Annotated in this window: 21 protein-coding genes and 3 pseudogenes; 13 read left to right on the top strand and 11 right to left on the bottom strand. The window is 71.7% G+C overall.

The window, feature by feature from the left end:
* The first annotated feature begins 35 nt into the window (after positions 1-35).
* From pdhA to ACFU5F_RS03675, 6 genes are all read left to right on the top strand, one after another.
* Positions 36-1,190, top strand: coding sequence for a pyruvate dehydrogenase (acetyl-transferring) E1 component subunit alpha (gene pdhA / locus ACFU5F_RS03700; protein WP_383881394.1), 1,155 nt, complete (start codon positions 36-38; stop codon positions 1,188-1,190).
* On the top strand, positions 1,187-2,212 hold the full coding sequence (locus tag ACFU5F_RS03695) for an alpha-ketoacid dehydrogenase subunit beta (RefSeq protein WP_383881392.1): 1,026 nt from the start codon (positions 1,187-1,189) through the stop codon (positions 2,210-2,212). The genes pdhA and ACFU5F_RS03695 overlap by 4 nt, the downstream gene beginning before the upstream one ends.
* Positions 2,209-3,849 carry a dihydrolipoamide acetyltransferase family protein gene (locus ACFU5F_RS03690; RefSeq protein ID WP_383881389.1) on the top strand — a complete coding sequence of 547 codons (1,641 nt, stop codon included), beginning with the start codon at positions 2,209-2,211 and terminating at the stop codon, positions 3,847-3,849. Before ACFU5F_RS03695 ends, ACFU5F_RS03690 begins: the two co-directional genes overlap by 4 nt.
* 76 nt (positions 3,850-3,925) lie before the next feature.
* Positions 3,926-5,107 carry a thiolase family protein gene (locus ACFU5F_RS03685; protein ID WP_383881386.1) on the top strand — a complete coding sequence of 394 codons (1,182 nt, stop codon included), beginning with the start codon at positions 3,926-3,928 and terminating at the stop codon, positions 5,105-5,107.
* The gene (locus ACFU5F_RS03680; protein ID WP_383881382.1) at positions 5,104-5,859 is read left to right on the top strand and encodes an enoyl-CoA hydratase/isomerase family protein; all 756 of its coding nucleotides are present in this window, start codon (positions 5,104-5,106) and stop codon (positions 5,857-5,859) included. Before ACFU5F_RS03685 ends, ACFU5F_RS03680 begins: the two co-directional genes overlap by 4 nt.
* Positions 5,856-6,698, top strand: coding sequence for a 3-hydroxyacyl-CoA dehydrogenase family protein (locus ACFU5F_RS03675; protein ID WP_383881379.1), 843 nt, complete (start codon positions 5,856-5,858; stop codon positions 6,696-6,698). Before ACFU5F_RS03680 ends, ACFU5F_RS03675 begins: the two co-directional genes overlap by 4 nt.
* A 136-nt stretch (positions 6,699-6,834) precedes the next feature.
* Here ACFU5F_RS03675 and ACFU5F_RS03670 read toward each other — a convergent pair whose 3' ends face one another.
* From ACFU5F_RS03670 to ACFU5F_RS03640, 7 genes are all read right to left on the bottom strand, one after another.
* Positions 6,835-7,734: a PaaX family transcriptional regulator C-terminal domain-containing protein gene (locus tag ACFU5F_RS03670; RefSeq protein ID WP_383881376.1), complete on the bottom strand. Its 900-nt coding sequence runs from the start codon at positions 7,732-7,734 to the stop codon at positions 6,835-6,837.
* Positions 7,735-7,763: 29 nt separating this feature from the next.
* The gene (locus ACFU5F_RS03665; RefSeq protein WP_383881373.1) at positions 7,764-8,204 is read right to left on the bottom strand and encodes an acyl-CoA thioesterase; all 441 of its coding nucleotides are present in this window, start codon (positions 8,202-8,204) and stop codon (positions 7,764-7,766) included.
* On the bottom strand, positions 8,201-10,576 hold the full coding sequence (locus ACFU5F_RS03660) for a bifunctional salicylyl-CoA 5-hydroxylase/oxidoreductase (protein ID WP_383881370.1): 2,376 nt from the start codon (positions 10,574-10,576) through the stop codon (positions 8,201-8,203). The genes ACFU5F_RS03665 and ACFU5F_RS03660 overlap by 4 nt, the downstream gene beginning before the upstream one ends.
* Positions 10,573-12,207, bottom strand: coding sequence for an AMP-binding protein (locus ACFU5F_RS03655; protein WP_383881367.1), 1,635 nt, complete (start codon positions 12,205-12,207; stop codon positions 10,573-10,575). The genes ACFU5F_RS03660 and ACFU5F_RS03655 overlap by 4 nt, the downstream gene beginning before the upstream one ends.
* Positions 12,204-13,163, bottom strand: coding sequence for an acyl-CoA thioesterase (locus ACFU5F_RS03650; protein WP_383881364.1), 960 nt, complete (start codon positions 13,161-13,163; stop codon positions 12,204-12,206). Before ACFU5F_RS03650 ends, ACFU5F_RS03655 begins: the two co-directional genes overlap by 4 nt.
* Complete coding sequence (locus tag ACFU5F_RS03645) at positions 13,163-13,654, bottom strand: cupin domain-containing protein (protein WP_383881361.1); 492 nt, start codon at positions 13,652-13,654, stop codon at positions 13,163-13,165. The genes ACFU5F_RS03650 and ACFU5F_RS03645 overlap by 1 nt, the downstream gene beginning before the upstream one ends.
* A 124-nt stretch (positions 13,655-13,778) precedes the next feature.
* Complete coding sequence (locus ACFU5F_RS03640; RefSeq protein WP_383881359.1) at positions 13,779-14,594, bottom strand: fumarylacetoacetate hydrolase family protein; 816 nt, start codon at positions 14,592-14,594, stop codon at positions 13,779-13,781.
* 133 nt (positions 14,595-14,727) lie between these two features.
* Here ACFU5F_RS03640 and ACFU5F_RS03635 point away from each other — a divergent pair, with 133 nt between their 5' ends.
* Positions 14,728-15,162, top strand: coding sequence for a RidA family protein (locus ACFU5F_RS03635; RefSeq protein WP_383881357.1), 435 nt, complete (start codon positions 14,728-14,730; stop codon positions 15,160-15,162).
* 185 nt (positions 15,163-15,347) lie between these two features.
* On the opposite strand, the pseudogene ACFU5F_RS03630 reads toward ACFU5F_RS03635, so the two are convergent.
* The 3 genes and pseudogenes from ACFU5F_RS03630 to ACFU5F_RS03620 all read right to left on the bottom strand — a co-directional run.
* A pseudogene (locus ACFU5F_RS03630) lies at positions 15,348-15,488 on the bottom strand (M4 family metallopeptidase); the annotation flags it as partial.
* Between the two features lie 117 nt (positions 15,489-15,605).
* Positions 15,606-16,646, bottom strand: coding sequence for a vWA domain-containing protein (locus ACFU5F_RS03625; RefSeq protein WP_383881355.1), 1,041 nt, complete (start codon positions 16,644-16,646; stop codon positions 15,606-15,608).
* 156 nt (positions 16,647-16,802) lie between these two features.
* Positions 16,803-17,357 (bottom strand): hypothetical protein, encoded by a 555-nt coding sequence (locus ACFU5F_RS03620; protein ID WP_383881352.1) that lies wholly within the window; start codon positions 17,355-17,357, stop codon positions 16,803-16,805.
* Positions 17,358-17,615: 258 nt separating this feature from the next.
* Between ACFU5F_RS03620 and ACFU5F_RS03615 the strand changes: the two genes are divergently transcribed.
* The 6 genes and pseudogenes from ACFU5F_RS03615 to ACFU5F_RS03590 all read left to right on the top strand — a co-directional run.
* A complete protein-coding gene (locus ACFU5F_RS03615; RefSeq protein ID WP_383881349.1) occupies positions 17,616-18,317 on the top strand; it encodes an SDR family oxidoreductase in 702 nt (233 codons plus the stop codon).
* Positions 18,318-18,343: 26 nt separating this feature from the next.
* A complete protein-coding gene (locus ACFU5F_RS03610) occupies positions 18,344-19,222 on the top strand; it encodes an alpha/beta fold hydrolase (RefSeq protein ID WP_383881346.1) in 879 nt (292 codons plus the stop codon).
* 99 nt (positions 19,223-19,321) lie between these two features.
* Positions 19,322-19,843 (top strand): hypothetical protein, encoded by a 522-nt coding sequence (locus ACFU5F_RS03605; RefSeq protein WP_383881344.1) that lies wholly within the window; start codon positions 19,322-19,324, stop codon positions 19,841-19,843.
* On the top strand, positions 19,840-20,196 hold the full coding sequence (locus tag ACFU5F_RS03600; RefSeq protein WP_383881341.1) for a transcriptional regulator: 357 nt from the start codon (positions 19,840-19,842) through the stop codon (positions 20,194-20,196). Before ACFU5F_RS03605 ends, ACFU5F_RS03600 begins: the two co-directional genes overlap by 4 nt.
* A pseudogene (locus ACFU5F_RS03595) lies at positions 20,193-20,762 on the top strand (ABC transporter ATP-binding protein); the annotation flags it as partial. The gene ACFU5F_RS03600 and the pseudogene ACFU5F_RS03595, both read left to right, overlap by 4 nt.
* Positions 20,735-21,079, top strand: a pseudogene (locus ACFU5F_RS03590) (hypothetical protein); the annotation flags it as partial. The pseudogenes ACFU5F_RS03595 and ACFU5F_RS03590, both read left to right, overlap by 28 nt.
* 184 nt (positions 21,080-21,263) lie before the next feature.
* Here the strand turns inward: ACFU5F_RS03590 and ACFU5F_RS03585 are convergent.
* Positions 21,264-21,548, bottom strand: a complete 285-nt coding sequence (locus tag ACFU5F_RS03585; RefSeq protein ID WP_383881338.1) for a GlsB/YeaQ/YmgE family stress response membrane protein — start codon at positions 21,546-21,548, stop codon at positions 21,264-21,266.
* Positions 21,549-21,904: the final 356 nt, after the last annotated feature.

Raw genomic sequence — 21,904 nt, 5'->3', positions numbered from 1 at the left:
TCCCGTCAAGTGTCCAGAGAAAGCGAGCGACCTCCATGTCCGTGAAGAGCCTCCGACAGACGGTCCAGGGCCTCCTGCCGTCGCTCACCCCGGTGCGGTTCGTGGCCGAGGACGGCACGCCGGTGGCCAGGCCGCCGGCGGCGTACGCGGAGCCCGGGGTCGAGGTCCTGCGCGAGGCGCACCGGCGGATGGTGCTGGGACGCCGGTTCGACACCCAGGCGACCGCGCTCACCAAGCAGGGGCGCCTCGCGGTGTACCCCTCCAGCCGGGGGCAGGAGGCCTGCCAGGTCGGAGCCGCGCTGGCGCTGCGCCCGGACGACTGGCTCTTCCCGACCTACCGGGACTCCGTCGCCCTGGTCACCCGTGGCATCGACCCCGTCGAGGTGCTGACCCTGCTGCGCGGCGACTGGCACTGCGGCTACGACCCCGCCGCCACCCGCACCGCGCCTCAGTGCACCCCGCTGGCCACCCAGGTCCTGCACGCCACCGGCATGGCGGAGTCCCTGCGCCGCACGGGCGAGGACGGCGTGGCCATGGCCCTGATCGGAGACGGCGCCACCAGCGAGGGCGACTTCCACGAGGCGCTGAACTTCGCGGCGGTCTTCCGCGCGCCGGTCGTCTTCTTCGTCCAGAACAACAAGTACGCCATCTCCGTCCCGCTGGCCCGGCAGAGCGCGGCACCCGCGCTCGCCTACAAGGGTGTCGGCCACGGGGTGCGCTCCGAACAGGTCGACGGCAACGACCCGGTCGCCGTCCTGGCCGTACTGACCGAGGCCGTCGCCCACGCCCGTGCCGGCCACGGCCCGGTCCTCGTCGAGGCGCACACCTACCGCATGGACGCCCACACCAACGCCGACGACGCCACCCGCTACCGGGACGCCGACGAGGTCGAGCAGTGGCGGGCCGCCGACCCGATCAGCCGGCTGGAGACCTACTTGCGGGCGCGCGGCGTGCTCACCGACCGGGACGTCGCGGCGGTGGCGGAGGAGGCGGAGGCGCTGGCCGCGGAGCTGCGCGCCGGGATGAACGCCGAGACCGTCACCGACCCGCTGGAGCTGTTCGACCACGTCTACGCCGAGCCCACCCCGCAGCTGCGCGAACAGCGTGCCCTGCTGGCGGCCGAACTGGCCGAGAGTGCCGAGAGCGCCGACGGCGCCACCCCGTACGCACAGGAGGACCGACCGGCATGACCGAAGTGACCATGGCGCAGGCGCTGAACACCGCGCTGCGCGACGCGCTGAGCGAGGACGAGCGAGTGCTGGTCTTCGGTGAGGACGTCGGCCCGCTCGGCGGTGTCTTCCGGATCACCGACGGGCTGACCCGTGACTTCGGCGAGGAGCGCTGCTTCGACACCCCGCTGGCCGAGGCCGGCATCGTGGGGCTGGCCGTCGGCATGGCGATGGGCGGCTTCCGGCCCGTCGTCGAGATGCAGTTCGACGCCTTCGCCTACCCGGCGTTCGAACAGATCGCCTCGCACGTCGCCAAGCTGCGCAACCGCACCCGGGGACGGCTCACCCTGCCGATGGTCATCCGCATCCCCTACGCGGGCGGCATCGGCGGGGTCGAGCACCACTGCGACTCCAGCGAGGCGTACTACGCGCACACCCCCGGCCTGAAGGTCGTCACCCCAGCGACGGCCGAGGACGCGTACTGGCTGCTGCGGGACGCCGTGGCCGACCCCGACCCGGTGGTCTTCCTGGAGCCGAAGAAGCTGTACTGGTCGAAGGAGGACGCCGATCTCCGGCGCCGCGCAGCCCTGCCCTTCGGCCGTGCGGCGATCCGGCGGGAGGGCCGCGACGCCACGCTCGTCGCCTACGGCCCGTCGGTCCCGGTCGCCCTGGCCGCCGCCGAGGCGGCGGCGGCCGAGGGCATCGACCTGGAGGTCGTCGACCTGCGGACCCTCGTCCCCTTCGACGACGAGACCGTCACCGCCTCCGTACGCCGCACCGGGCGCTGCCTGGTCGTCCAGGAGGCCCAGGGCTTCGCCGGCGTCGGAGCGGAGATCGCCGCACGCGTGCAGGAGCGCTGCTTCCACTCCCTGGCCGCGCCCGTCCTGCGGGTGACCGGCTTCGACATCCCCTACCCGCCGCCCAAGCTGGAGCACGCCCACCTGCCCGGCGTCGACCGCATTCTCGACGCCGTCGACCGCCTCCAGTTCACCGACGACCCGGACGTCCGGCACCTCGGCCTGCCGAAGGGAGCGGCCGCATGACCACCTCGACCCACACCGAACAGCTGTTCCGCCTCCCTGACCTCGGCGAGGGCCTCACCGACGCCGAGATCGTCGAGTGGAAGGTCGCCGTCGGCGACACCGTGACGATCGACCAGATCGTGGTCGAGGTCGAGACCGCCAAGGCGGCTGTCGAGGTACCGGTCCCGTACGCGGGCAGGGTGCTGCGCCTGCACGCGGAGGCGGGCACGCCACTGGCGGTGGGGGAGCCGCTGATCACGGTGGGCGCGGTGGCCTCCGGCGGCAACGGCGGCCGGGGCCCGGGCCCGGACGGCCGGTCCGCCTCCGGACCCACCCCGAAAACCGCCGGGCCCGGCCCGGCGAACAGGGCAGGGGAGCGGGGCGCGACGGCTGCCGGTCGGCCGGACACCCGGGAGGAAGGGGCCCGAGCGGAAGCGGGGAGGCCGGACTGCGCCGCGGCGGAGCGGTACCGGGAGGAGGAGCAGGCGGGCTCCGGCAACGTCCTGATCGGCTACGGCACCGGCCACGGCCCGGCCCCGCGCCGCCGACGCAGGCGACCGGACCCGTCGCCGGCCACCGGGGCCGAGGCCGCCTGGGTCTCAGCCGCCGGCGCCGCGGCCACCGGAGCCCCAGCCGTCGGGGCGCCGCTCGCCGCGCGTGCCGGGCTTCCCGGGGACGGCGATACGGCCGTCCATGGCCCGACATCCGCGGCCGTCCCGACGGGGGAAGACGTGCCTGCGCCGGCCGACGGTGCCACGCGGCGGGCCGCGCCCCTCGCCCTCTCACCCCTCGTCCGCAGGATGGCCCGGGACCACGGGATCGACCTCACGGAGCTGACGCCCTCCGGTCCGGCCGGGATCGTGCTGCGCCGGGACGTGGAGCAGGCCGTCGAGTCGGCCCGGCGGACCGCGCCCGGCCCTACGCCCGCACCAGCTCCCGAACCTCGGCAGAACCCCGCACCCACGGGCCCCGTACGCATCCCCCTGCGCGGGCTGCGCCGTACGGTCGCCGACAAGCTCGCCCGCAGCCGTACCGAGATCCCCGACGCCACCACCTGGGTCGACGTGGACGCCACCGGACTGCTGCGGGCGAAGAGGGAACTGGGCGCGGCTCGACCGGGCGGCGGCATCGGCCTGCTCGCCCTGCTGGCCCGCATCTGCGTCGCCGGACTGGCCCGCTACCCGGAGCTGAACTCCACCGTCGACACCGAGCGTCGCGAGATCGTCCGCTTCGACGAGGTGCACCTGGGCTTCGCCGCCCAGACCGACCGCGGCCTGATGGTGCCCGTCGTCCGCGACGCCCACCGCCTGACGACGCTCCAACTGGCGGCGGAACTGGCCAGGTCGACGGAACTCGCCCGAGGCGGCAACCTCCCGCCGTCGGCGCTCACCGGAGGCACCTTCACCCTCAACAACTACGGGGTGTTCGGTGTCGACGGATCGACACCCATCATCAACCACCCGGAGGCGGCCCTCCTCGGCGTGGGCCGCATCGTCGACAAGCCGTGGGTCGTGGACGGAGAACTGACCGTCCGCAAGGTCACCCAGCTGTCGCTCAGCTTCGACCACCGCGTGTGCGACGGCGGTGTGGCCGGCGGCTTCCTGCGCTACGTCGCCGACTGCGTGGAACGCCCGTCGATCCTGCTCGCCGACCTCTGACGGGCCTCCCTTCCCCCTTCCCCCTTCTCCCTCCCTCTGCCACCCCGCCGCCACATCTCCGCGAAGGAGCCCGCCCATGCCCGACGAGGTCTATCTGATCGACGGCGCCCGCACCCCGCTGGGCCGCCACCGAGGAGCCCTGGCCTCCGTCCGCCCCGACGACCTGGCCGCGCTCGTCGTCCGCGAGGCGGTACGGCGCACAGCGATCCCGGCCGAGGCCGTCGACGAGGTGATCCTCGGCGCCGCCAACCAGGCCGGCGAGGACAACCGCAACGTGGCCCGGATGGCGGCGCTGCTGGCCGGGCTGCCGCACACCGTGCCCGGATACACCGTCAACCGGCTGTGCGCGTCCGGCCTGACGGCCGTGGCGTCCGCCGCCCAGACCGTACGGGCGGGCGAGGCCGACCTGGTCGTGGCGGGCGGAGTGGAGTCGATGACCCGCGCACCCTGGGTGATGGCCAAGCCCGGCACGCCCTGGTCCCGGCCAGGCGAGGTGCACGACACCCCGCTCGGCTGGCGGTTCACCAACCCGCGCTTCCCCGCCGACACCACCCTGTCGATGGGTGAGACCGCCGAGGAACTCGCCGCCCTGGACGGCATCACCCGATTCGAGGCGGACGCCTTCGCGCTGCGCAGCCACCGCCGGGCCGTCGCCGCCCAGCAGGCGGGCCGTCTCGACCGGGAGATCGTCCCCGTGCCGGTGCCCGACGGCGAGGTCACCCGGGACGAAGGTCCCCGGCCGTCCACCTCACTGGAGCGGCTGAGCGGGCTGCGTACCTCCTTCCGCGGCGACGGGATCGTCACCGCGGGCAACTCCTCGCCGCTGTCCGACGGGGCGGCCGCTCTGGTGGTGGCGAGCGGGGCGGCGGTCGAACGGTACGGCCTCACGCCACGGGCCCGTGTCGTCACCGCAGCCTCGGCCGGGGTCGAGCCCCGTCTCATGGGGCTCGGCCCGGTGCCGGCCACCGCCAAGGCGCTGGACCGGGCCGGCTGGGACATCGGCGACCTGGACGCGATCGAGGTGAACGAGGCGTTCGCCGCCCAGGTACTGGCGGTGGTGCGCAGACTGAAGGTCGACGAGGACCGGGTCAACGCCGACGGCGGCGCGATCGCCCTCGGGCACCCGCTCGGCTGCTCCGGCGCCCGGATCGCGCTCACCCTGCTCGGCCGGCTGGAGCGCGAGGACGGCCGCCGTGGCCTGGCGACCATGTGCGTGGGTGTCGGGATGGGTGTGTCGCTGCTGGTGGAGCGCGTATGAGCACCGCGGCCTCGTACGACACTCTCCTCGTCGAGGAACACACGGACCGGATCGTGGTCACCCTGCACCGGCCCGAGGCCCGCAACGCTCTCGACGCCCGCATGATCACCGAACTCCACCAGCTGTGCGAGGAGTTGGAGCGCAACCCGCGTCTGCTGCTGCTCGCCGGGCACGGCGGGGTCTTCGCCGGCGGCGCCGACATCGCCGAACTGCGCGAACGGGGCCGCGACGAGGCCCTCCAGGGCATCAACAGCCGCCTCTTCGAACGGGTTCGCAGACTGCCCCTGCCCACCGTGGCCGCCGTCGACGGCTGGGCGCTCGGCGGGGGCGCGGAACTGGCCTACGCCTGTGACATACGGATCGCCGGCCCCGGCGCGGTGTTCGGGAACCCCGAACCGGGCCTGGGCATCCTCGCCGCCGCCGGGGCCTGCTGGCGGCTCGCGGAACTCGTCGGCGAGTCGGTGGCCAAGCAGGTGCTGCTCGCCGGCCGGAACCTGGACGCGAGTGCCGCGCTCGCCTGCGGGCTGGTCATGGACGTCGTACCGGCCGAGCGGCTGACCGCCGAGGCACACGCCCTGCTCGACCGCATGGCCCGTGCCTCCGCGCTCGCCCTGCGGCTGACCAAGCTCGTCACGGACGCCCCCGGCGCCCACCCGGTCGCCGACGACCTCGCCCAGGCCGTGCTGTTCGAGGGCCGGGACAAGCAGGAACGCATGACGCGCTTCCTGGAGAAGAAGGGAGGCTGGTCATGACCTCGGCAGAGTCTGCGGCACCCGCCGTCGTGGGAGTGATCGGCGGTGGCCGGATGGGTGCCGGGATCGCGCAGTCCTTCGCCGCCGCCGGATCGTCGGTGGTGGTCGTGGAACAGGACGCCGACGCCACGGACGCCGCTCTGGCACGCATCGCCGCCGGCCTGCGGCGGGCCGGCGGCGAGGAGGCCGGGCCCCGGGTCACCGCGGTCGCCTCGGTGACCGAACTGCCGCGCGACGCCGACCTCGTCGTCGAGGCGGTTCCGGAGGACGCGGCACTCAAGGCCCGCCTGCTCGCCGCCGCCGAACAGGCCGTGGGGGAGTGGTGCGTGCTCGCCAGCAACACCAGCGCCCTGTCGGTCACCGACCTCGCGGCGTCCCTGCGACACCCCGGACGGTTCCTGGGCATGCACTTCTTCAACCCCGTGCCGGTCTCCGCCCTGATCGAACTCGTCGTGGCGCCCGACACCACCGGCGACACCCTGGAGTCCGCCGTCCGCTGGACCAGGGCCCTCGGCAAACAGGAGGTGGTCGTCGGCGATTCACCCGGCTTCGCCAGCAGTCGCCTGGGGCTCGCCCTCGGCCTGGAGGCGATCCGCATGGTGGAGGAGGGCGTCGCCGCCCCGGACGCCATCGACAGCGCCATGACCCTGGGCTACAAGCACCCCACCGGCCCCCTGCGCCTGACCGACCTGGTGGGACTCGACGTACGCCTGGCCATCGCCGAACATCTGCACGCCACCCTCGGTGAACGCTTCGCGCCGCCCAGGCTGCTGCGGGAGAAGGTCGCCCGCGGTGAACTCGGCCGCAAGAGCGGACAGGGGTTCTACTCGTGGCCGTGACCGGCACTCCGCTGAGGGTGTGGGACGGGTTATGGTGCGGGCTTGCCTCGCGGTCGACCGTGACACCGCCCGAGAAGAGACCCATGAACGCCGTATCGCCGTACGCCATTGTGACGGCCGTGCGACTCAAGGAGGATCAGGAGCTGCGCTGCAGAGCCCTGGCGTCGTCCGTACGCTCGGCCGTCCTCGGCTGCGTGGACCAGTAGGCGGCGGCATGGGCCAGTGCCCGGCCCTCCAGCAGGGTGACCATCCGCTCGAAAAGGCGGACGGCGGCAGGGCCGCTCCAGTCCCCGGGCAGCACCTCGCGCGGCAGTCCGGGGTCGCGGAACGGTAGCTTGCGCCAGTGGTCGACGACCGCGAGATAGGTGACGAAGGCGTGGTTGCCGTCGATGACGGCAGCCTCGCCCAGGAGGTCCGCCTCCCCTTCGTACTGGTCGATGAACTCCCGGTAGCGGCGGTCGATCTCGTCGAGGTCCCAGCCGCCGCGGACCATGGCCGTCAGATCCTGTCCGGCGACGTAGTCGCCGACGAAGACGGCGCACTGCTCGGTGAGGTCCAGTTCGGCGATGGCACGCTGGGCCGCCGGGAGCATCCGCGCCGGCGCGATCCAGACCGCCGATCCGATGTTGCCGAAGCCGAGCGAGGTGAGGTGGGCGGTGAGCTGGTGTCGCAGGGCACGGGCGGACTCGGGGACGGAGAAGTTCACGAAGCACCAGCCGTCGCCGAGATCGGCGGGCTGCCGTGCGTGCCAGATGACCTCGTCACCGGCGACGAGTGCCTCCAGAGCGGCCGGGGTCAGGGTGTAGCCGCGCATGCCCGCGCGGCTCTCCGAGACCAGCCAGCCCCGCTTCTTGAGCCGGAAGACCGCCGTGCGGACGCTGGGCGCGTCCAGCCCCAGATCTGTCAGCAGTTCGACCGTGCCGGCGATGGGCATCCAGTTGCCCATCTTGCGGACGACGGCGCCGAGGAAGCTCACGAGCACTGTCCGGGAACGACGGGCGGCCGCCGAGGGCCGGTCGCCTTTGATCGTACTCATTCCAGTGAGTATGCCGGACGGTCGTCCGGTCACCGGACCGGCCCGGTCAGCGCGGCGACCCACTCCTTCGGCCACGGGGTGCTCGCGGCACCACCGTGGTGGTCCCCGCCGACATGGACGGTCACATAACGGCCGTGCGCGGCCCGGCCGCGCGGGCGGCCGCGGAACTCCTCGCCCCAGACCTCGAAGGCGAAGGTCATCGAACTGGTGCCGATCCGTACCGGCTCCACCACCGTGCACACGTCCTGGCCGAAGAACATTGGCGCGTCGAAGTCCACCTCGTAGCGCACGCGCGGCGCGACCGGGAAGTAGCCGTGCAGGCCGAGCCCGTCCATGAGAGACGCCTCCGCGGCCTCCACGAAACGTACGACCGTGCTGTTGTGGTAGATCCCGGCCGCGTCGGTGTCGATCCACTCGATCCGGGTCCGGTGGACGCCGACCGGACTGCCGGCCCGGAGCGAGGTGGTCACGCGGACTCCGCGCCGGAGGCGGGGGTCCACCGCAGGTGCACCTCGGCGGCGGCTCCCGCACGCAGCAGCGACAGCCGTGGCGCGACCTTGTCGGTGCGGGAGGAGGGCGGCCTGCGGCGGCCCGCCGACCACTGCACCGGCCACCGCGCGCCGGGCCCGCGGTACTCCTGCTCCGCGGCGGCCTGCAGCGTCCACTGCGGGTTGTAGAGGTGGGTGCGCCCCAGCGCGCACAGGTCGGCCCGCCCGGCGAGCAGGATCGAGTTCACGTCGTCGTAGGACGAGATGGCACCGACCGCGATCACCGGCACTCCCGCAGGCCCCGCCACCCTGTGCCGGATCCTGTCGGCGAACGGGGTCTGGTACGAGCGGCCGTACGCGGGCTGTTCGTCCTTGGCGACCTGCCCGGAGGAGACGTCGATGGCGGCCGCGCCGTGCGCGATGAACGCGCGGGCGATGTCCACGGCGTCGTCCTCGGTGTTGCCGTCCGGCATCCAGTCGGTCGCCGAGATGCGCACGGTGACCGGGACGGAGGACGGGACCGCCCGGCGCACCGCGTCGAAGACCTCCAGCGGGAACCGCAGCCGGTGCTCCAGGGGGCCGCCGTACGCGTCGGTGCGCCTGTTGGCGACGGGAGAGAGGAAGGAAGAGAGCAGGTAGCCGTGGGCGGCGTGCACCTCGATGAGGTCGAAACCGGCCTCCACCCCGCGCCGGGCGGCACGGGTGAAGTCCGCGACCACCTTGTCCAGGTCCGCGCGGGTGGCCTCGCGGGGGACATGGCACCCGGCGCCGTACGGCAGCGCCGAGGGGCCGATCACGTCCCAGTTGCCGTCCTCCAGCGGCTCGTCGATGCCCTCCCACATGAGCTTGGTCGAGCCCTTGCGGCCCGAGTGGCCGAGCTGCAGACCGATCTTCCCGGTCGTGCGCTCGTGCACGAAGCCGGTGACCCGGCGCCAGGCGTCGCGCTGTTCGTCGGACCACAGCCCCGGGCAGCCCGGGGTGATCCGCCCCTCCGGGGACACGCAGACCATCTCGCTCATCACCAGCCCGGCACCACCCAGGGCCTTGGAGCCCAGGTGCACCAGATGGAAGTCACCGGGGACGCCGGAGTCGCAGGAGTACATGTCCATGGGGGAGACGATGATCCGGTTCTCCAGTTCGAGCGGACCGATCCGGACCGGCTGGAACATCGCCGGCGCCACCTCGGGCGCCCGCTGGTGCCGGGCGAACTCCTCCTCCATCAGCGCGGCGAACCCGGCGTCGCGTTCCCTGAGGCTGTCGAAGGTGATGCGCCGCGAGCGGGTGAGCAGGTTGAAGACGAACTGCGCCGGCTCCTGACCGGCGTACATGCCGATGTTCTCGAACCACTCCAGCGACGCCTGGGCGGCCCGCTGGGCCGACTCGACGACGGGTTTGCGCTCGCTCTGGTAGGCGGCGAGCGACTCGGCCACCGTCGGGTGCTCGTGCAGGCAGGCCGCCAGGGCGAGAGCGTCCTCCATGGCCAGCTTGGTGCCCGAGCCGATCGAGAAGTGGGCGGTGTGGGCGGCGTCGCCGAGCAGGACCACATTGCCGTCGTACCAGCGCTCGTTACGGACCGTCGTGAAGTTGAGCCACTTGGAGTTGTTGGTGAGGATCCGGTGGCCCTTCAGCTCGTCGGCGAAGATCTCCCCGATCCGCGCGACCGCGTGCTCGTCGGAGATGCCGGGCGGGAGCACCTGGTCCGCCGTCCGGTCGAGGCCGGCGCGCCGCCAGACGTCCTCGTGCATCTCCACGATGAAGGTCGAACCCGTGGCGGAGTAGGGGTATCCATGGATCTGCATGGTGCCCCACCGCGTCTGCTTGACGAAGAACTGGAACGCCTCGAAGACGAGGTCGGTACCCAGCCAGATGTACTTGTTGCGCCGCGTGTCCAGTGACGGTCCGAAGACGTCGGCGTACTTCGTGCGGACGGCGGAGTTGAGGCCGTCGGCGGCCAGGACCAGGTCGTGGGACGCCCGCAGCTCGTCCACGTCGGGCGCCTCGGTCCGGTAGTGGACGGTGACGCCGAGTTCGGCGGCCCGCCGCTGCAGGATCTGCAGCAGCTCCTTGCGGCTCATCGCCGCGAAGCCCTGGCCGCCGACGGTGAAGCGGTGGCCGTCGAACTCGACGTCGATGTCCGTCCAGCGGGCGAAGCGGCTCTCCATCGCGGCGTGCACGGTGTCGTCGGCGTTGTCGATGCCGCCCAGGGTCTCGTCGGAGAAGACGACCCCGAAGCCGAAGGTGTCGTCGGGCGCGTTGCGCTCCCAGACGGTGACCTCGTGCGCCGGGTCCAGCTGCTTCATCAGGGCCGCGAAGTACAGCCCGCCCGGGCCGCCGCCGACGATGGCGATCCTCATGCTCGCTCCTCCAGGAGCCGACGGAGCTTGAAATGCTGCAACTTGCCGCTGGGATTGCGCGGCAGGGCCTCCACGAAGCGCACCTCACGGGGGTACTTGTACGGCGCGATCTGCTGCTTCACGTGGTCCTGGATGTCCTTCGCCCGCACGGAGTCGCCGACGACCCCGTCACGAAGTACGACGAACGCGCAGACGATCGCGCCGCGTTCGGTGTCGGGCGCCCCGACGACCGCCGCCTCGACGACGTCCGGATGCGTGTCGATGGCGGCCTCGACCTCGGGCCCGGCGATGTTGTAGCCGGACGACACGATCAGGCTGTCGTTGCGCGCCCGGTACCAGAAGTAGCCGTCCTGGTCACGGAGGAAGGTGTCGCCGGTGACGTTCCAGCCGTTGACGACGTAGCCGTCCTGACGTTCGTCGTCGAGGTAGCGGCAGCCGACCGGGCCGATCACCCCGAGCAGGCCCTCGGCTCCGGGGCCCAGCTCCTCGCCGTCCGGTCCGAGGATCGCCGCGCGGTAGCCCGGTACGGGCCTGCCGGTCGCCCCGGGACGGATGTCGTCGCCGTCCGCCGAGATGAAGATGTGGAGCATCTCCGTGGCGCCGATCCCGTCGATGACCCGGATGCCGAGCCGGTCGCGCAGTTCCTCCCACAGACCCTGCGGGATGTGCTCGCCGGCGCTGACCGCCCGGCGCAGTCCGGTCAGCCGCGTCACCTTCCCGGCCGCGAGGATCTGCTTGTAGGCGGTCGGAGCGGTGGCCAGGACGCTCACCCCGTGCTCGGCCACGAGATCGGCGAGCCGCGGCGGCGGCAGGGGCTCGGTGAGGAAGGCGCAGGCGCCCGCCCGGAGGGTGAAGACGACCAGCATGCCGAGGCCGAAGGTGAAGGCGAGCGGGGCGGTGCAGGCGACCAGGTCGTCGGAGCGCAGCCGGAGCGTGTGCCGGCCGAAGGTGTTGTCGATCGACAGGACGTCGCGGTGGAAATGAGTGGTGATCTTGGGGAGACCGGTGGTGCCCGAGGTCGGTCCGAACAGTGCGACGTCGTCCGCGGCGGTGTCGACCGCCGAGAAGCGGCCCGGCTTCCGCCCGGCCCGCTCGGTCAGGTCGTCGGCCGTGCCGCCGCCGCACGGCACGACGGTCAGTTCCGGTGCGGCCGTGTCCCGCACCGTGAGCACGTCGTCCAGGAATCGGTGGTCCACCAGGGCCACGGCGGGCCGCGTCTTCGCCACGATCGGTGCCAGCTCGCGGGCCCGCAGCGCGGTCATGACGGCGACGGCTATCCCGCCCGCCCTGAGCACGCCCAGCCAGGCGGCGACGGCCCAGGGCGTGTTGGGGGAGCGCAGCAGCACGCGGTTGCCGGGCACCAGACCGAGATCCTCGGTGAGCACCTGGGCGACCTGGGCGGCGTGCCGCCCCAGCTCACCGTAGCTCCAGACCTCACCGTCGGGCGTGCGCAGCGCGGGCCGGTCGGGGCCGAAGGCGGCGGCCGGACGGTCGATCAACTCGACGGCGGCGTTGAGGCGTTCGGGGTACTGGAGGTGGTCCGTGGTGAACTCCAGCACCGGCCACCGCCCGGCCCCGGGGAGGTGGTCACGGGCGAAGGTGTCGAGGTGTCCCGAGGGCGAGAGGGTCATGCCGGTCCCTCCTCGGACAGGGGGCGCGCGGCGCGGAGACCGGCGGCGCGGATCATTCCTTCCTGGGCGACGGTCGCCAGGTGGGTGCCGTCCGGGGTGAAGAACCGGCCCGAGCCGAGACCGCGTCCGCCGTCGGCCGCGACCGCCTGCTGCGTGTACAGCAGCCAGCCGTCCGTCACACCCGCACGCGGCGCCCGGTGGAACCACATCGCGTGGTCGAGGCTGGCGGTGACCAGGCCCTGCCGCGCCCACGGCAGGCCGAGGACTCGCAGGACGGGCTCCAGGATCGTGTAGTCGCAGACGTACGCGAGGGCGGCCTTGTCACGCTGCCCGTCGGTGAGCCCGTCCACCGGCCGGAGGGCGTCGAACGGCTTGACCCAGACCGCCTGGTGCGGCTCCCGGGCACCCTCGATGTCGAGGTAGACCGGGCCCGGTACATGCCGCATGTCGAATCCCCGGCCCTCCGCCCAGTAGAGCTGGGAGTCCGCGGTCATCGTGCCCCCGGTGCGCCCCGCGAGGCATTCCGCGGAGCTGGGCAGCTCCTCGGGGTCGGGCAGGTCCGTACCCAGCCAGTCGGGGACGGCGCTGGTGTGGGTTCCGCCGGGCTCGCCGGCCGCGAAGTTCGCCAGGCAGACGTAGAGCGTCCTGCCGTTCTGGTAGCCGCGCACCTGCCGGGTCGCGTAACCGCGGCCGTCACGCAACAGCTCCACCTCGTAGCGCACGTCGGCGCCGATGTCGGCGGGGCGCATGAAGTAGGAGTGCATGGAGTGCAGCGTCTTGCCGTCGTCGACGGACCTCATGGCCGCGGCGGCGGCCTGGGCGACCAGGTCGCCGCCGTACGCCTTGGGCCACGGGCAGGGCTGGGTGACCGCGGTGAAGGCCAGGTCGAAGCGCTCGGCCTCGGCGGGGGTCAGGGTGACGGCGGCGGTGAAGACGTCCGAGGTGGTGTCGGTCATCAGGGGCGGTCCGTCCAGTCGCGCAGGTCGGTGTCGTCGACCTGGGGGAGGTTGACCACGATGTTCTCCGGAGTCCGGGTCGTCATCCAGGTCAGCGGCCTGTTGCGGTCAAGGTTGCACTCGACGTGGGGCAGGAACGGCGGGACGAAGACCCAGTCGCCCTCCGACATGTCGATGTAGTCCTCGAACTTGGCGCCGAAGTAGATCCGTGCCCGGCCGGAGAGCACGTAGCCGCCGGTCTCGGCCTCGCCGTGGTGGTGGGGCACGGAACGGTAGCCGCCGTCGTTGTGGACCTTGCCGAACCAGATCCTGGTCGCCGGGGTGTGCTGGATGCTGACCCCCGAGATCCGGGTGGCACCGGCGGACTGTCCGGTGTCCCCGGGCTCCGCACCGGCCCGCGTTACGACGGGTACGACCAGTCCGCCGGCGGTGGCGTACATCGAGTTGTCGCCGTCGAGCACGTACTGCCCGGGGACGGGCCGCACCGGCATGGACCGACCCGGGAGGGACTGACCTGGGACGAACTGATCGGGATCGGGGTTCACGCGGTCTCCTGGTCGGTTGCGACGGGCAAGAGAAGGAAGGCGGGAGGAGGGGGAGGGGGGAGAGAAGGCGTCAGTCGGTGAAGCGGACGGTGTTGCGGAGGGTGCCGATACCGGCGATCTCGGTCTCCACGACATCGCCGTCGCGGAGGAAGCGCTGGGGCGTCCGGGCCACCCCGACCCCGCCGGGCGTGCCCGTGAGCACGAGGTCCCCGGGCCGCAGCACGGTGAAGGCGGAGATGTACGCGAGCAGGTCGGCGGCATCGAACACCAGCGTCCCGGTGGTGTCACGCTGGACCTGTTCGCCGTTGACGCGGCACACCACGTCCAGGCCGGCGGCGGGGTCGATCTCCTCCGGTGTCACGACCACGGGACCCAGAGGAGTGGAAGCGTCCCATGCCTTGCCCTGGAACCACTCCGGGGTGCGGTACTGCCAGTCGCGTACGGAGATGTCGTTCGCCACCGTGTAGCCGACGATGCCGGCGAGCGCGGTCTCCCGGTCCGCGCGCCGCAGGGTCGCGCCGACCACGACGGCGAGTTCGGCCTCCCAGTCGACCTGGAGACCTCTCGGCAGGACGATGTCTGCGTCGGGGCCGGTGAGGGTGTCGGCGTACTTGGCAAAGAGGGTGGGGTGGGCCGGCATTTCCCGGCCCGTCTCCCGGATGTGTTCCGCGTAGTTCAGCCCGCAGCAGATCACTTTGCCCGGAGCGGGCAGCGGGAGCACCGGGACGGCGGCACCGAGCACGTCACCGGCCAGGTCCGCGAACCGTTGCGGTGGCGTGGAGGTCAGCAGTGCCGACAGGTCGGGGGCGGGGAGCGCTCGCCACGTGCCTCCGTGGAGGACCGCGGCGCTCGTACCCGCTGGGTGGGAGACGGTCGAAAGACGCATGGGTGATCCCTCTCCGGGTCTGCTCCGACCCTCGGGGTATTTCATTATTTCTACGACCGTCAGTGTCGTGTCAATAGATGCTACGGTGACGTGGCAGGCAGCCAGCCACGGCAACGTTCCGCAGGAGCTTTCTATGGCGACCCACTCGGCCCCGGTTCCGATCAATCCCGCGTCCCTGCCCGAGCCCAGCGGTTACTCCCACGGGACGCTCAGCGGCAACACGCTCCATCTGGGCGGCCAGACCGCCCTCGACCGCAACATGCGGATCGTCCCCGGCGGCATCGTGGAGCAGTTCCGGCAGGCATTCGCCAACGTCCTCGCCACGCTGTCGGAAGCGGGCGGCATCCCTGGGGACCTGGTGAGCATCACGATCTTCCTGACCGACATCCCCGACTACCAGGCGCACGGCAAGGAGATCGGCAAGGTGTGGCGGGAACTGGCGGGCCCCGTCTATCCCGCGATGGCCGGCATCGGCACCACGGCACTGTGGCAGCCCGAGGCCCTGATCGAGATCGTCGGAGTCGCGGTCATCCCCGACGAGCGCCTGGTGCGGCCCGGGGCAGCGTGAACTCCCCCTGTGGCGCGGCGCCTCGGCTCCGCGGTGACGGTGCGACGCGGGGTGCGGCGGAGTGACGGCCGCCGCTCCCGCCCGGGGTCACGCTCTCCGAGGCCGCCCTCGGAAGGGGGACGGCCGCTCCGGTCCCGGTCCCGGGATCGGAGCGGCCGCGTGACACGTCCGGCGCGAGGGGGCGCTCAGTTCACGTTGGCCGCGCTCCAGGCCGCCGCCACCGTGCCGTACTCGGTGCTGTCCGCGTCGTAGAGGTCACGGGCCGCGTTCAGGGTGGCCGTCCGGGCTTCGGCGTAGTCCGTCGCGGACGTCATGTAGACGGCCACCTCTGCCCGCGCTGCCCGGTGCCGCATCCCCCTTCGCTCCGCCCGTGGCCGTCGGCCCGACGGGCCCGTGGGCCGCGGAGGCCACGGCCTCCGCGGCCCCATGAGGCGGTCGAGGTGTCAGAGCATCAGCAGCAGGCGTGTGTTCGCCACGAGCTTGCGGTTCACGCTGGTGCTCTGCACGAAGATCGTGAAGTCGTCGTTGTGGTCCGGCTTGACGCGGACTTCCGTGTTCGGCAGGCCGAGCAGGGCCCGGGCCTCGGGCCCCGTGTACACGCGGTCCGTCTTCTTCTCCAGCACCGCTATCTGCTTGCGTGCCTGGACCTTCTCCGACTTGCTCAGCTGGTAGAAGGCGCCCCCGGTGCGGTAGGTGTGCCCGCATTCGACGACCCAGTCCCGGATCGCCGCGTCCCGGGCCACCGGGATGAGCTGGTACTTCGACGCGTCCACCGGCGTGAGGCCGGCCGCCTGGATGGTCTCCTTGTTGACGGCCTCCGCGCCGGTGGAGAACACCGCACGCGACCCCCGGATGCCCTGGGTGCGGCCCACCATGAAGTTCTCGGTGGCCTGCCGGATGACCTGCCCGGCCTCCTCCAGCCCCTGCGTGCTCGTGGCGTCCCAGATGGCGATGTTGTCCTTCGGGAAACCGCACTGCATGGCTTCGCGCTTGCCCATCTGGTCCGGCACCAGGACGGCGAGCGTCCAGTTGTCGTCCTGGGTCGCGATCATCCCGGCGACGGCCTGGACCAGTTCACGCGGGTTCCTGGCCGGGGCGTCCGGGCAGCGATGGCTCGCGTTCTCCTGTCCGTCGGTCAGGACGAACGTCAGGAAGCTGTGGTCGCCGTACAGTTGGGCCGTCTGCGCCAGCTCCCGCTGCGACTTCAGCGCCGCCGCCAGCAGGGCGGTCATCCCGCCGGCCCGGTACAGCTGCTTCAGGGACGGCATCCGCAGCACGTCCTTGTCGTAGATGACGCACTCCACCTTGTCCGAGAAGACGTACACCGTCACCCGGGTCTCCTGGTCCAGTTCCCCCGACCGGCGGGCAAGGTAGGCGATCTGCTGGTCGGCGACCTCCACGACCTTGCGGCTCAGGTGCGACATGGACGAACTGGCATCCAGCACGAGAGCGACGTGGTTGATGTAGTTCTGGCTTCCGGACATGAAGGATCCCCCAATTTGCCGGCCTGCTGGCTTCCCGACCTGATGTTTCTACTCTCTCACCCACCACTGACAATCGATCTTGATCGCAGTGCGGTGGCGAGGCGAACGTCCAGCAGGTGGGGCGCAGTTGGCGAGGGCGCCGCCCCCGCGTCCCGGCTACTCGACCTGTGCCCGCCGCCACTCCACTTCCCCGGCCGTCATCGGGGCGTGGACGCGGTACACGTCGCCGACCCGCAGGCCGTCCGGCGTGCTGTGCTCGGCATGGGCCCCTATGACGGTGACGGCGACGCGGGAGTCCGGCTGCCAGAAGGTCCGGAAATCCGGGGCGGACGCGGGTATCGACGGGACCTCCCTCAGGGGGACACCGCGGCGCACCAGCAGATGCCGCAGCTTCTCGAACCGGAGTCTGCGGGCGAACCGTCCGTACCGGGTGCGAAGCGTGTCGTCGGCGAGGGTGCGGTTCCGGTGCGCGAGCCGGTGCACCTGCAGGCTGAAGTGGTGGCCCGACCAGGGGTCGTCCACGGATGCGCGGCCCCAGTAGAACTCGGTCAGTCCGTAGTCACGGCACATGTTGTGGTCGCTGAAGGTGTTCTCGGCGAAGTCCTGCCCCAGGACCTCGGCGACCTGCTCGGGAGAGGCCGCGGGACCGGCCCCGAGGATGGTGCCGGTGGTGACGACGTCCACGTAGAACGCCAGGGAATGCGGTGTCAATGGCTGTTCCTCGCTGGGGTGTGCTCCGGCATGAGTGAGGGGCGCCGTCCCCACAGGGGGTGATCTCCCGTACGCACCGCACGGGCGTCCGCACCGCACGGGGACCGCTGGGGCCGCCGACCCGGCGAAGACCTTACTGCACCGGTCGCTCCGGGATCTCCTGAGTTATGAGCGACCGGTTCCCTGCTGAGCTTGCGTGCGGAAACCGATCGGTTTACTGTCATGGAAACCGATCGGTTTCCGACTGTGGAGGAACACATGACCGCATTGAAGGGCGCCCACGTCCTCGTCACCGGCGGCAGCCGCGGCATAGGCAAGGCCCTGGTGGAGGAGCTCTATGCGCGCGGCGCCGGCAAGGTCTACGCCACGGCCCGCGACCCGCGCGACGTGACGCACGCCGACGCGGTCCCGCTGGCTCTGGAGGTCACCGACCCGGCTTCCGTGGCGGCGGCCGCCGAGCGGGCGCAGGACGTCACCGTGCTGATCAACAACGCCGGCGCCTCGGTCGGCGCGTCGTTCCTGGACTCCCCGGTGGAGGACGTACGCCGGGAGTTCGAGACCAACTTCTACGGCCCGCTCCTGGTCACCCGCGCCCTGGTGCCGGTGATCGAGCGCAACGGCGGCGGCCACCTCCTCAACGTGCACTCCGTGCTCTCCTGGATCGCCCTCGGCGGCTCCTACAGTGCCTCCAAGGCGGCCCTGTGGTCGCAGACCAACTCCCTGCGCCTGGAGCTGCACCCGCGCGGCATCGCCGTCACCGGACTGCATGTCGGCTACGTGGACACCGACCTCGCGGCCGGCGTCGACGCACCCAAGTCCGACCCCCGCGACATCGCCGCACTCGCCCTCGACGGCGTCGAGGCGGGCGCGTACGAGGTGCTCGCCGACGACATCTCACGGCAGGTCAAGGCGGGCCTGGCCGGCGACCTGGCAGGGCTCTACGCCCAGCTGGCGAAGTGACCCGGCGAGCGGCAGGAGCCGGCGAGATGTCCAGCCACGAGTCACGCCCCACCATCGAGATCCCGGGGACCACCAGCCACTCCATCGCCCCGCGCGCGGGAGGGCACGGCCACGAGGGAGCACTGCGCTACCTCAGGGCCGGCACCGGCGCACCCCTCGTCCTGCTGCACACCGTACGCACCCAGGCCGAGCACTTCCGCCACCTCATCCCGCTCGTCGCGGAGCACTACACCGTGTACGCCCTCGACCTGCCGGGGATGGGCCACTCCGAGATCGTGCCCGGGGCGTCCTACGACGAGCCGGCCATGCGCGCCGGTGTCCGCCGGCTCCTCACCGGACTCGACCTCCACGATGTGACCCTGGCGGGGGAGTCCATGGGGGCGGTGCTCGCCCTGACCACCGCGGCCGACCTCCCGGAGCGGGTACGGCGTGTCGTCGCGGTCAACTCCTACGACTTCCGTGGTGGGATCGCCCGGTCCGGCCTCCTCGCCCGTGTGGTGGTGAGCGGAGTGCTGGCGCCCGGGCTGGGCCCGCTGATCGCGGGAGTGGAGCCGAGGTCCGCCCTCGGCAGGATCCTCCGGGGCGGCCTCGGCGACCGGAGCGCACTGCGGGAGGACTACGTGGACGAACTCCTCCGGGTCGGCGGCCGCCCCGGCTACCCGTCCGTCGCCCGAGCCGTGTACCAGGCCCTGCCCACCCTCATCGCGGCCCGCTCGCGCTACCCCGAGGTCAAGGCACCTGTGCACCTCGTCTACGGCGAGCATGACTGGTCCCGGCCCTCGGACCGGGCGGCGAACCAGCGGCTGCTGCCGGACGCCGCCTTCACGCAGGTGCCGCGGGCGGGCCACTTCCTCGCCCTCGAACGGCCCGACGTACTGGCCGACTTGCTGAACGCGGTGGCGTGACAGCTCGGCCCCGTTGATGCCGCTGCCGCACTTGCCTACCAGGAAGGCAGGGGATGACTTTCCATGTAGGAAAGTCAAATGGGGAGGGCACGGGGGAACATGAGCGCACCGATCGATGCCGAACAGGCATGGCAGGACCTGCAGCGCATCCGTGTGCCGCAGGAGCGGGTGTACGACGAGGTCGAGCGGTCCGCCGCCGGCAGTTCGGGGTCTTTGTGGGCCACGGCCGCGCTCATGTGGCTGCTTCTGGCCGCTCTGGGCCTGGACCTGCCCGGCTGGGGCGTGGGGATGGCCATGGCGGTCTACGTCGCCCTGCTGAGTGCCGTGGCCGTGCTCCACAACCGGCGCAGCAGGGTGCGCCTGCACCACACCCGGTGCACACGACGGATGTTCGCCTCATTCGTCGCGGGGGCGGTGGTGACCGGCGGGACGGTCCTGTTGTCCGGCCGGCTGGTCGACTCGCTGCCGCCGATGCACGCCGGTCTGATCCAGGCCACGGTCTCGGCGACGGTCTTCGTGCTGTTCGTCGGGCCGACGAGCCGCTGGGCCGCCGGGTCGGCGCGGGACCGCCGGACGTCGGCGACGGACACGGAAGCGGCCGACGCGGAGGCGGACCGATGAGCACCCCCGCCGGCTTCGACGAACTGATCCACCCTGCCACCCGGCTCTCGGTCGTCGCGCTGCTCGCCGCCACCGAATGGGCGGACTTCGCGTTCGTACGCGACAGCCTCTCGCTCAGCGACTCCGCGCTCTCCAAGCAGCTGCACACCCTGCAGGAAGCGGGATACCTGGAGCTTCACAAGGAAGGCGGCGGACGCAAGCGGCGCACCAGAGTGCGGCTGACGGACCACGGCCGCACCGCGTTCGAAGGGCACGTCTGCGCACTGCGGTCGATCGTCGAGGGTGCCACCGGTCCTGCCGCCTCCACCGAGGCACCGCCCTCACGGCGGCAGACCTCGGAGGCAGCACGATGACACCGACACGCGCACCCCGCCGGCCTGTCGTCCGTGCACGCGACGTGACGATGACCTACGGGGACATCGACGTCCTCCACGGTGTCGACCTGGACGTCCACCGCGGTGAGGTCCTCGCGCTCCTCGGCCCCAACGGCGCGGGGAAGACCACCACGGTCGAGATCCTGGAGGGTTTCCGGCGGCGCTCCACCGGCGAGGTGAGCGTCCTGGGTGCGGACCCGGAGCGGGGCGACGACGCGTGGCGCGGCCGGATCGGACTGGTCCTGCAGTCCTGGCGCGACCACCGTCGCTGGCGGGTCGCCGAGCTGCTCACCCACTTCGCCACGTACTACCCCGACCCTCGTGACCCGGCCGAACTACTGGCCCTGGTCGGTCTGGCCGAGCAGGCCGGCCGGCAGGTCGACCGGCTGTCCGGCGGCCAGCGCCGACGACTGGACGTCGCGCTCGGCATCGTCGGCCGCCCCGAGCTCCTCTTCCTGGACGAGCCGACCACCGGCTTCGATCCCCAGGCGCGGCACGAGTTCCACGGCCTGGTCGAACGGCTGGCCCGCGACGAGGGTGCAACCTGCTCGTGGACTGGCCCGTCTACCTCGCGCCGTGGATCGACGACCTCGTTCCCGGCAGTGCGCAGGCAGCCATGCATGGCGCAGGCGTGATCGAGATCGTGGCCGGGATCGCCGTCGCGCTCGCTCCCCGCTTCGGGGCCTGGCTGGTGGCCGGCTGGCTGGTCGGCATCATCGTCAACCTCCTGACGGTCCCCGGCCACTACGACATCGCACTGCGCGACTTCGGCCTCCTCCTGGCCGCGGTCGCCCTCGCACGGCTTGCCGAGCGCTATCACCGCGCACGGCGGCATGGTCCCGGCGCGACCGCCGTCGAGTGACGTGCCCGGTGCGAGGAAGCCGCGTCGGACGCGCGGACCGCCCAGGCCCATCTGGGCGGGGGCGGGGCGATCTGCCGACGACAGCGAGCGCCCCCGTCTGCCGACGGGGGCGCTCGCGTCCTTCACTTGTTTCACTTCCGGGGGGTGCTCCCCACCACGCCTCCGCCTCCGCCTTCGCGGCCCGTCAGGCGTGAGCGTGCCCGCGCCGGTGTCCGCGGTTCGTGAACAGCCGGTACAGCGCGAGGAGGATGACGGACCCGACAATGGCCGCGATCCAGGTGGAAAGATCGAAGAAGCCGTCGATCGAGTCGACTCCGAATATCACCTTGCCGAGGAATCCTCCGAGCAGACCTCCGGCGATACCGATGAGCATGGTGACGATGATTCCACCCGGGTCCTTGCCCGGCATGAGCGCCTTGGCCACAGCCCCGGCGAGCAGACCGATAGCTATCCACGCGATGATGCTCATGGCAGTGATTCTCCCTTGCGTTCGATTCGCCAGACGTGTTTCCAAGGAAGGCGCCGTCAAACGGAAGTCATCGCCAGTTCCTCGGGTGCGCTGCCCGGGGATGGGGCTGGAGGCGGTCCGACCGCGATGATCACCCGCCTTCCCGTGACCTCTCCGGCCGCCCATTTTGTTCGAATCATTGGGAACGCGCACCGGAGATTCCACACCACTCCGTCCGCTCGCATGAAAGTCTTCTTTCGGGGGACGAGCAGATCCCATTGACGGTGTTCGTCACTCGAACCGAAAGGCCGATCAAGGCTTTCCCGAAGAAGGGGGCGACCGCAGGCAGTACATTCGCGGACGCAGGAAAGGGGCAC

Origin of the sequence: Streptomyces sp. NPDC057438, from assembly GCF_042802995.1 — a bacterium.
Lineage (GTDB): Bacteria > Actinomycetota > Actinomycetes > Streptomycetales > Streptomycetaceae > Streptomyces.
Note: the sequence above shows the minus strand (reverse complement) of the source record. Positions and strands in the feature narration are given on the sequence as shown.

Coding starts and splice junctions, on each gene's coding strand:
- pdhA (WP_383881394.1), top strand. CDS start 36: ATGTCCGTGAAGAGCCTCCGACAGACGGTCCAGGGCCTCCTGCCGTCG.
- ACFU5F_RS03695 (WP_383881392.1), top strand. CDS start 1,187: ATGACCGAAGTGACCATGGCGCAGGCGCTGAACACCGCGCTGCGCGAC.
- ACFU5F_RS03690 (WP_383881389.1), top strand. CDS start 2,209: ATGACCACCTCGACCCACACCGAACAGCTGTTCCGCCTCCCTGACCTC.
- ACFU5F_RS03685 (WP_383881386.1), top strand. CDS start 3,926: ATGCCCGACGAGGTCTATCTGATCGACGGCGCCCGCACCCCGCTGGGC.
- ACFU5F_RS03680 (WP_383881382.1), top strand. CDS start 5,104: ATGAGCACCGCGGCCTCGTACGACACTCTCCTCGTCGAGGAACACACG.
- ACFU5F_RS03675 (WP_383881379.1), top strand. CDS start 5,856: ATGACCTCGGCAGAGTCTGCGGCACCCGCCGTCGTGGGAGTGATCGGC.
- ACFU5F_RS03670 (WP_383881376.1), bottom strand. CDS start 7,734: ATGAGTACGATCAAAGGCGACCGGCCCTCGGCGGCCGCCCGTCGTTCC.
- ACFU5F_RS03660 (WP_383881370.1), bottom strand. CDS start 10,576: ATGAGGATCGCCATCGTCGGCGGCGGCCCGGGCGGGCTGTACTTCGCG.
- ACFU5F_RS03655 (WP_383881367.1), bottom strand. CDS start 12,207: ATGACCCTCTCGCCCTCGGGACACCTCGACACCTTCGCCCGTGACCAC.
- ACFU5F_RS03650 (WP_383881364.1), bottom strand. CDS start 13,163: ATGACCGACACCACCTCGGACGTCTTCACCGCCGCCGTCACCCTGACC.
- ACFU5F_RS03645 (WP_383881361.1), bottom strand. CDS start 13,654: ATGCCGGTGCGGCCCGTCCCCGGGCAGTACGTGCTCGACGGCGACAAC.
- ACFU5F_RS03640 (WP_383881359.1), bottom strand. CDS start 14,594: ATGCGTCTTTCGACCGTCTCCCACCCAGCGGGTACGAGCGCCGCGGTC.
- ACFU5F_RS03635 (WP_383881357.1), top strand. CDS start 14,728: ATGGCGACCCACTCGGCCCCGGTTCCGATCAATCCCGCGTCCCTGCCC.
- ACFU5F_RS03625 (WP_383881355.1), bottom strand. CDS start 16,646: ATGTCCGGAAGCCAGAACTACATCAACCACGTCGCTCTCGTGCTGGAT.
- ACFU5F_RS03615 (WP_383881349.1), top strand. CDS start 17,616: ATGACCGCATTGAAGGGCGCCCACGTCCTCGTCACCGGCGGCAGCCGC.
- ACFU5F_RS03610 (WP_383881346.1), top strand. CDS start 18,344: ATGTCCAGCCACGAGTCACGCCCCACCATCGAGATCCCGGGGACCACC.
- ACFU5F_RS03605 (WP_383881344.1), top strand. CDS start 19,322: ATGAGCGCACCGATCGATGCCGAACAGGCATGGCAGGACCTGCAGCGC.
- ACFU5F_RS03600 (WP_383881341.1), top strand. CDS start 19,840: ATGAGCACCCCCGCCGGCTTCGACGAACTGATCCACCCTGCCACCCGG.
- ACFU5F_RS03585 (WP_383881338.1), bottom strand. CDS start 21,548: ATGAGCATCATCGCGTGGATAGCTATCGGTCTGCTCGCCGGGGCTGTG.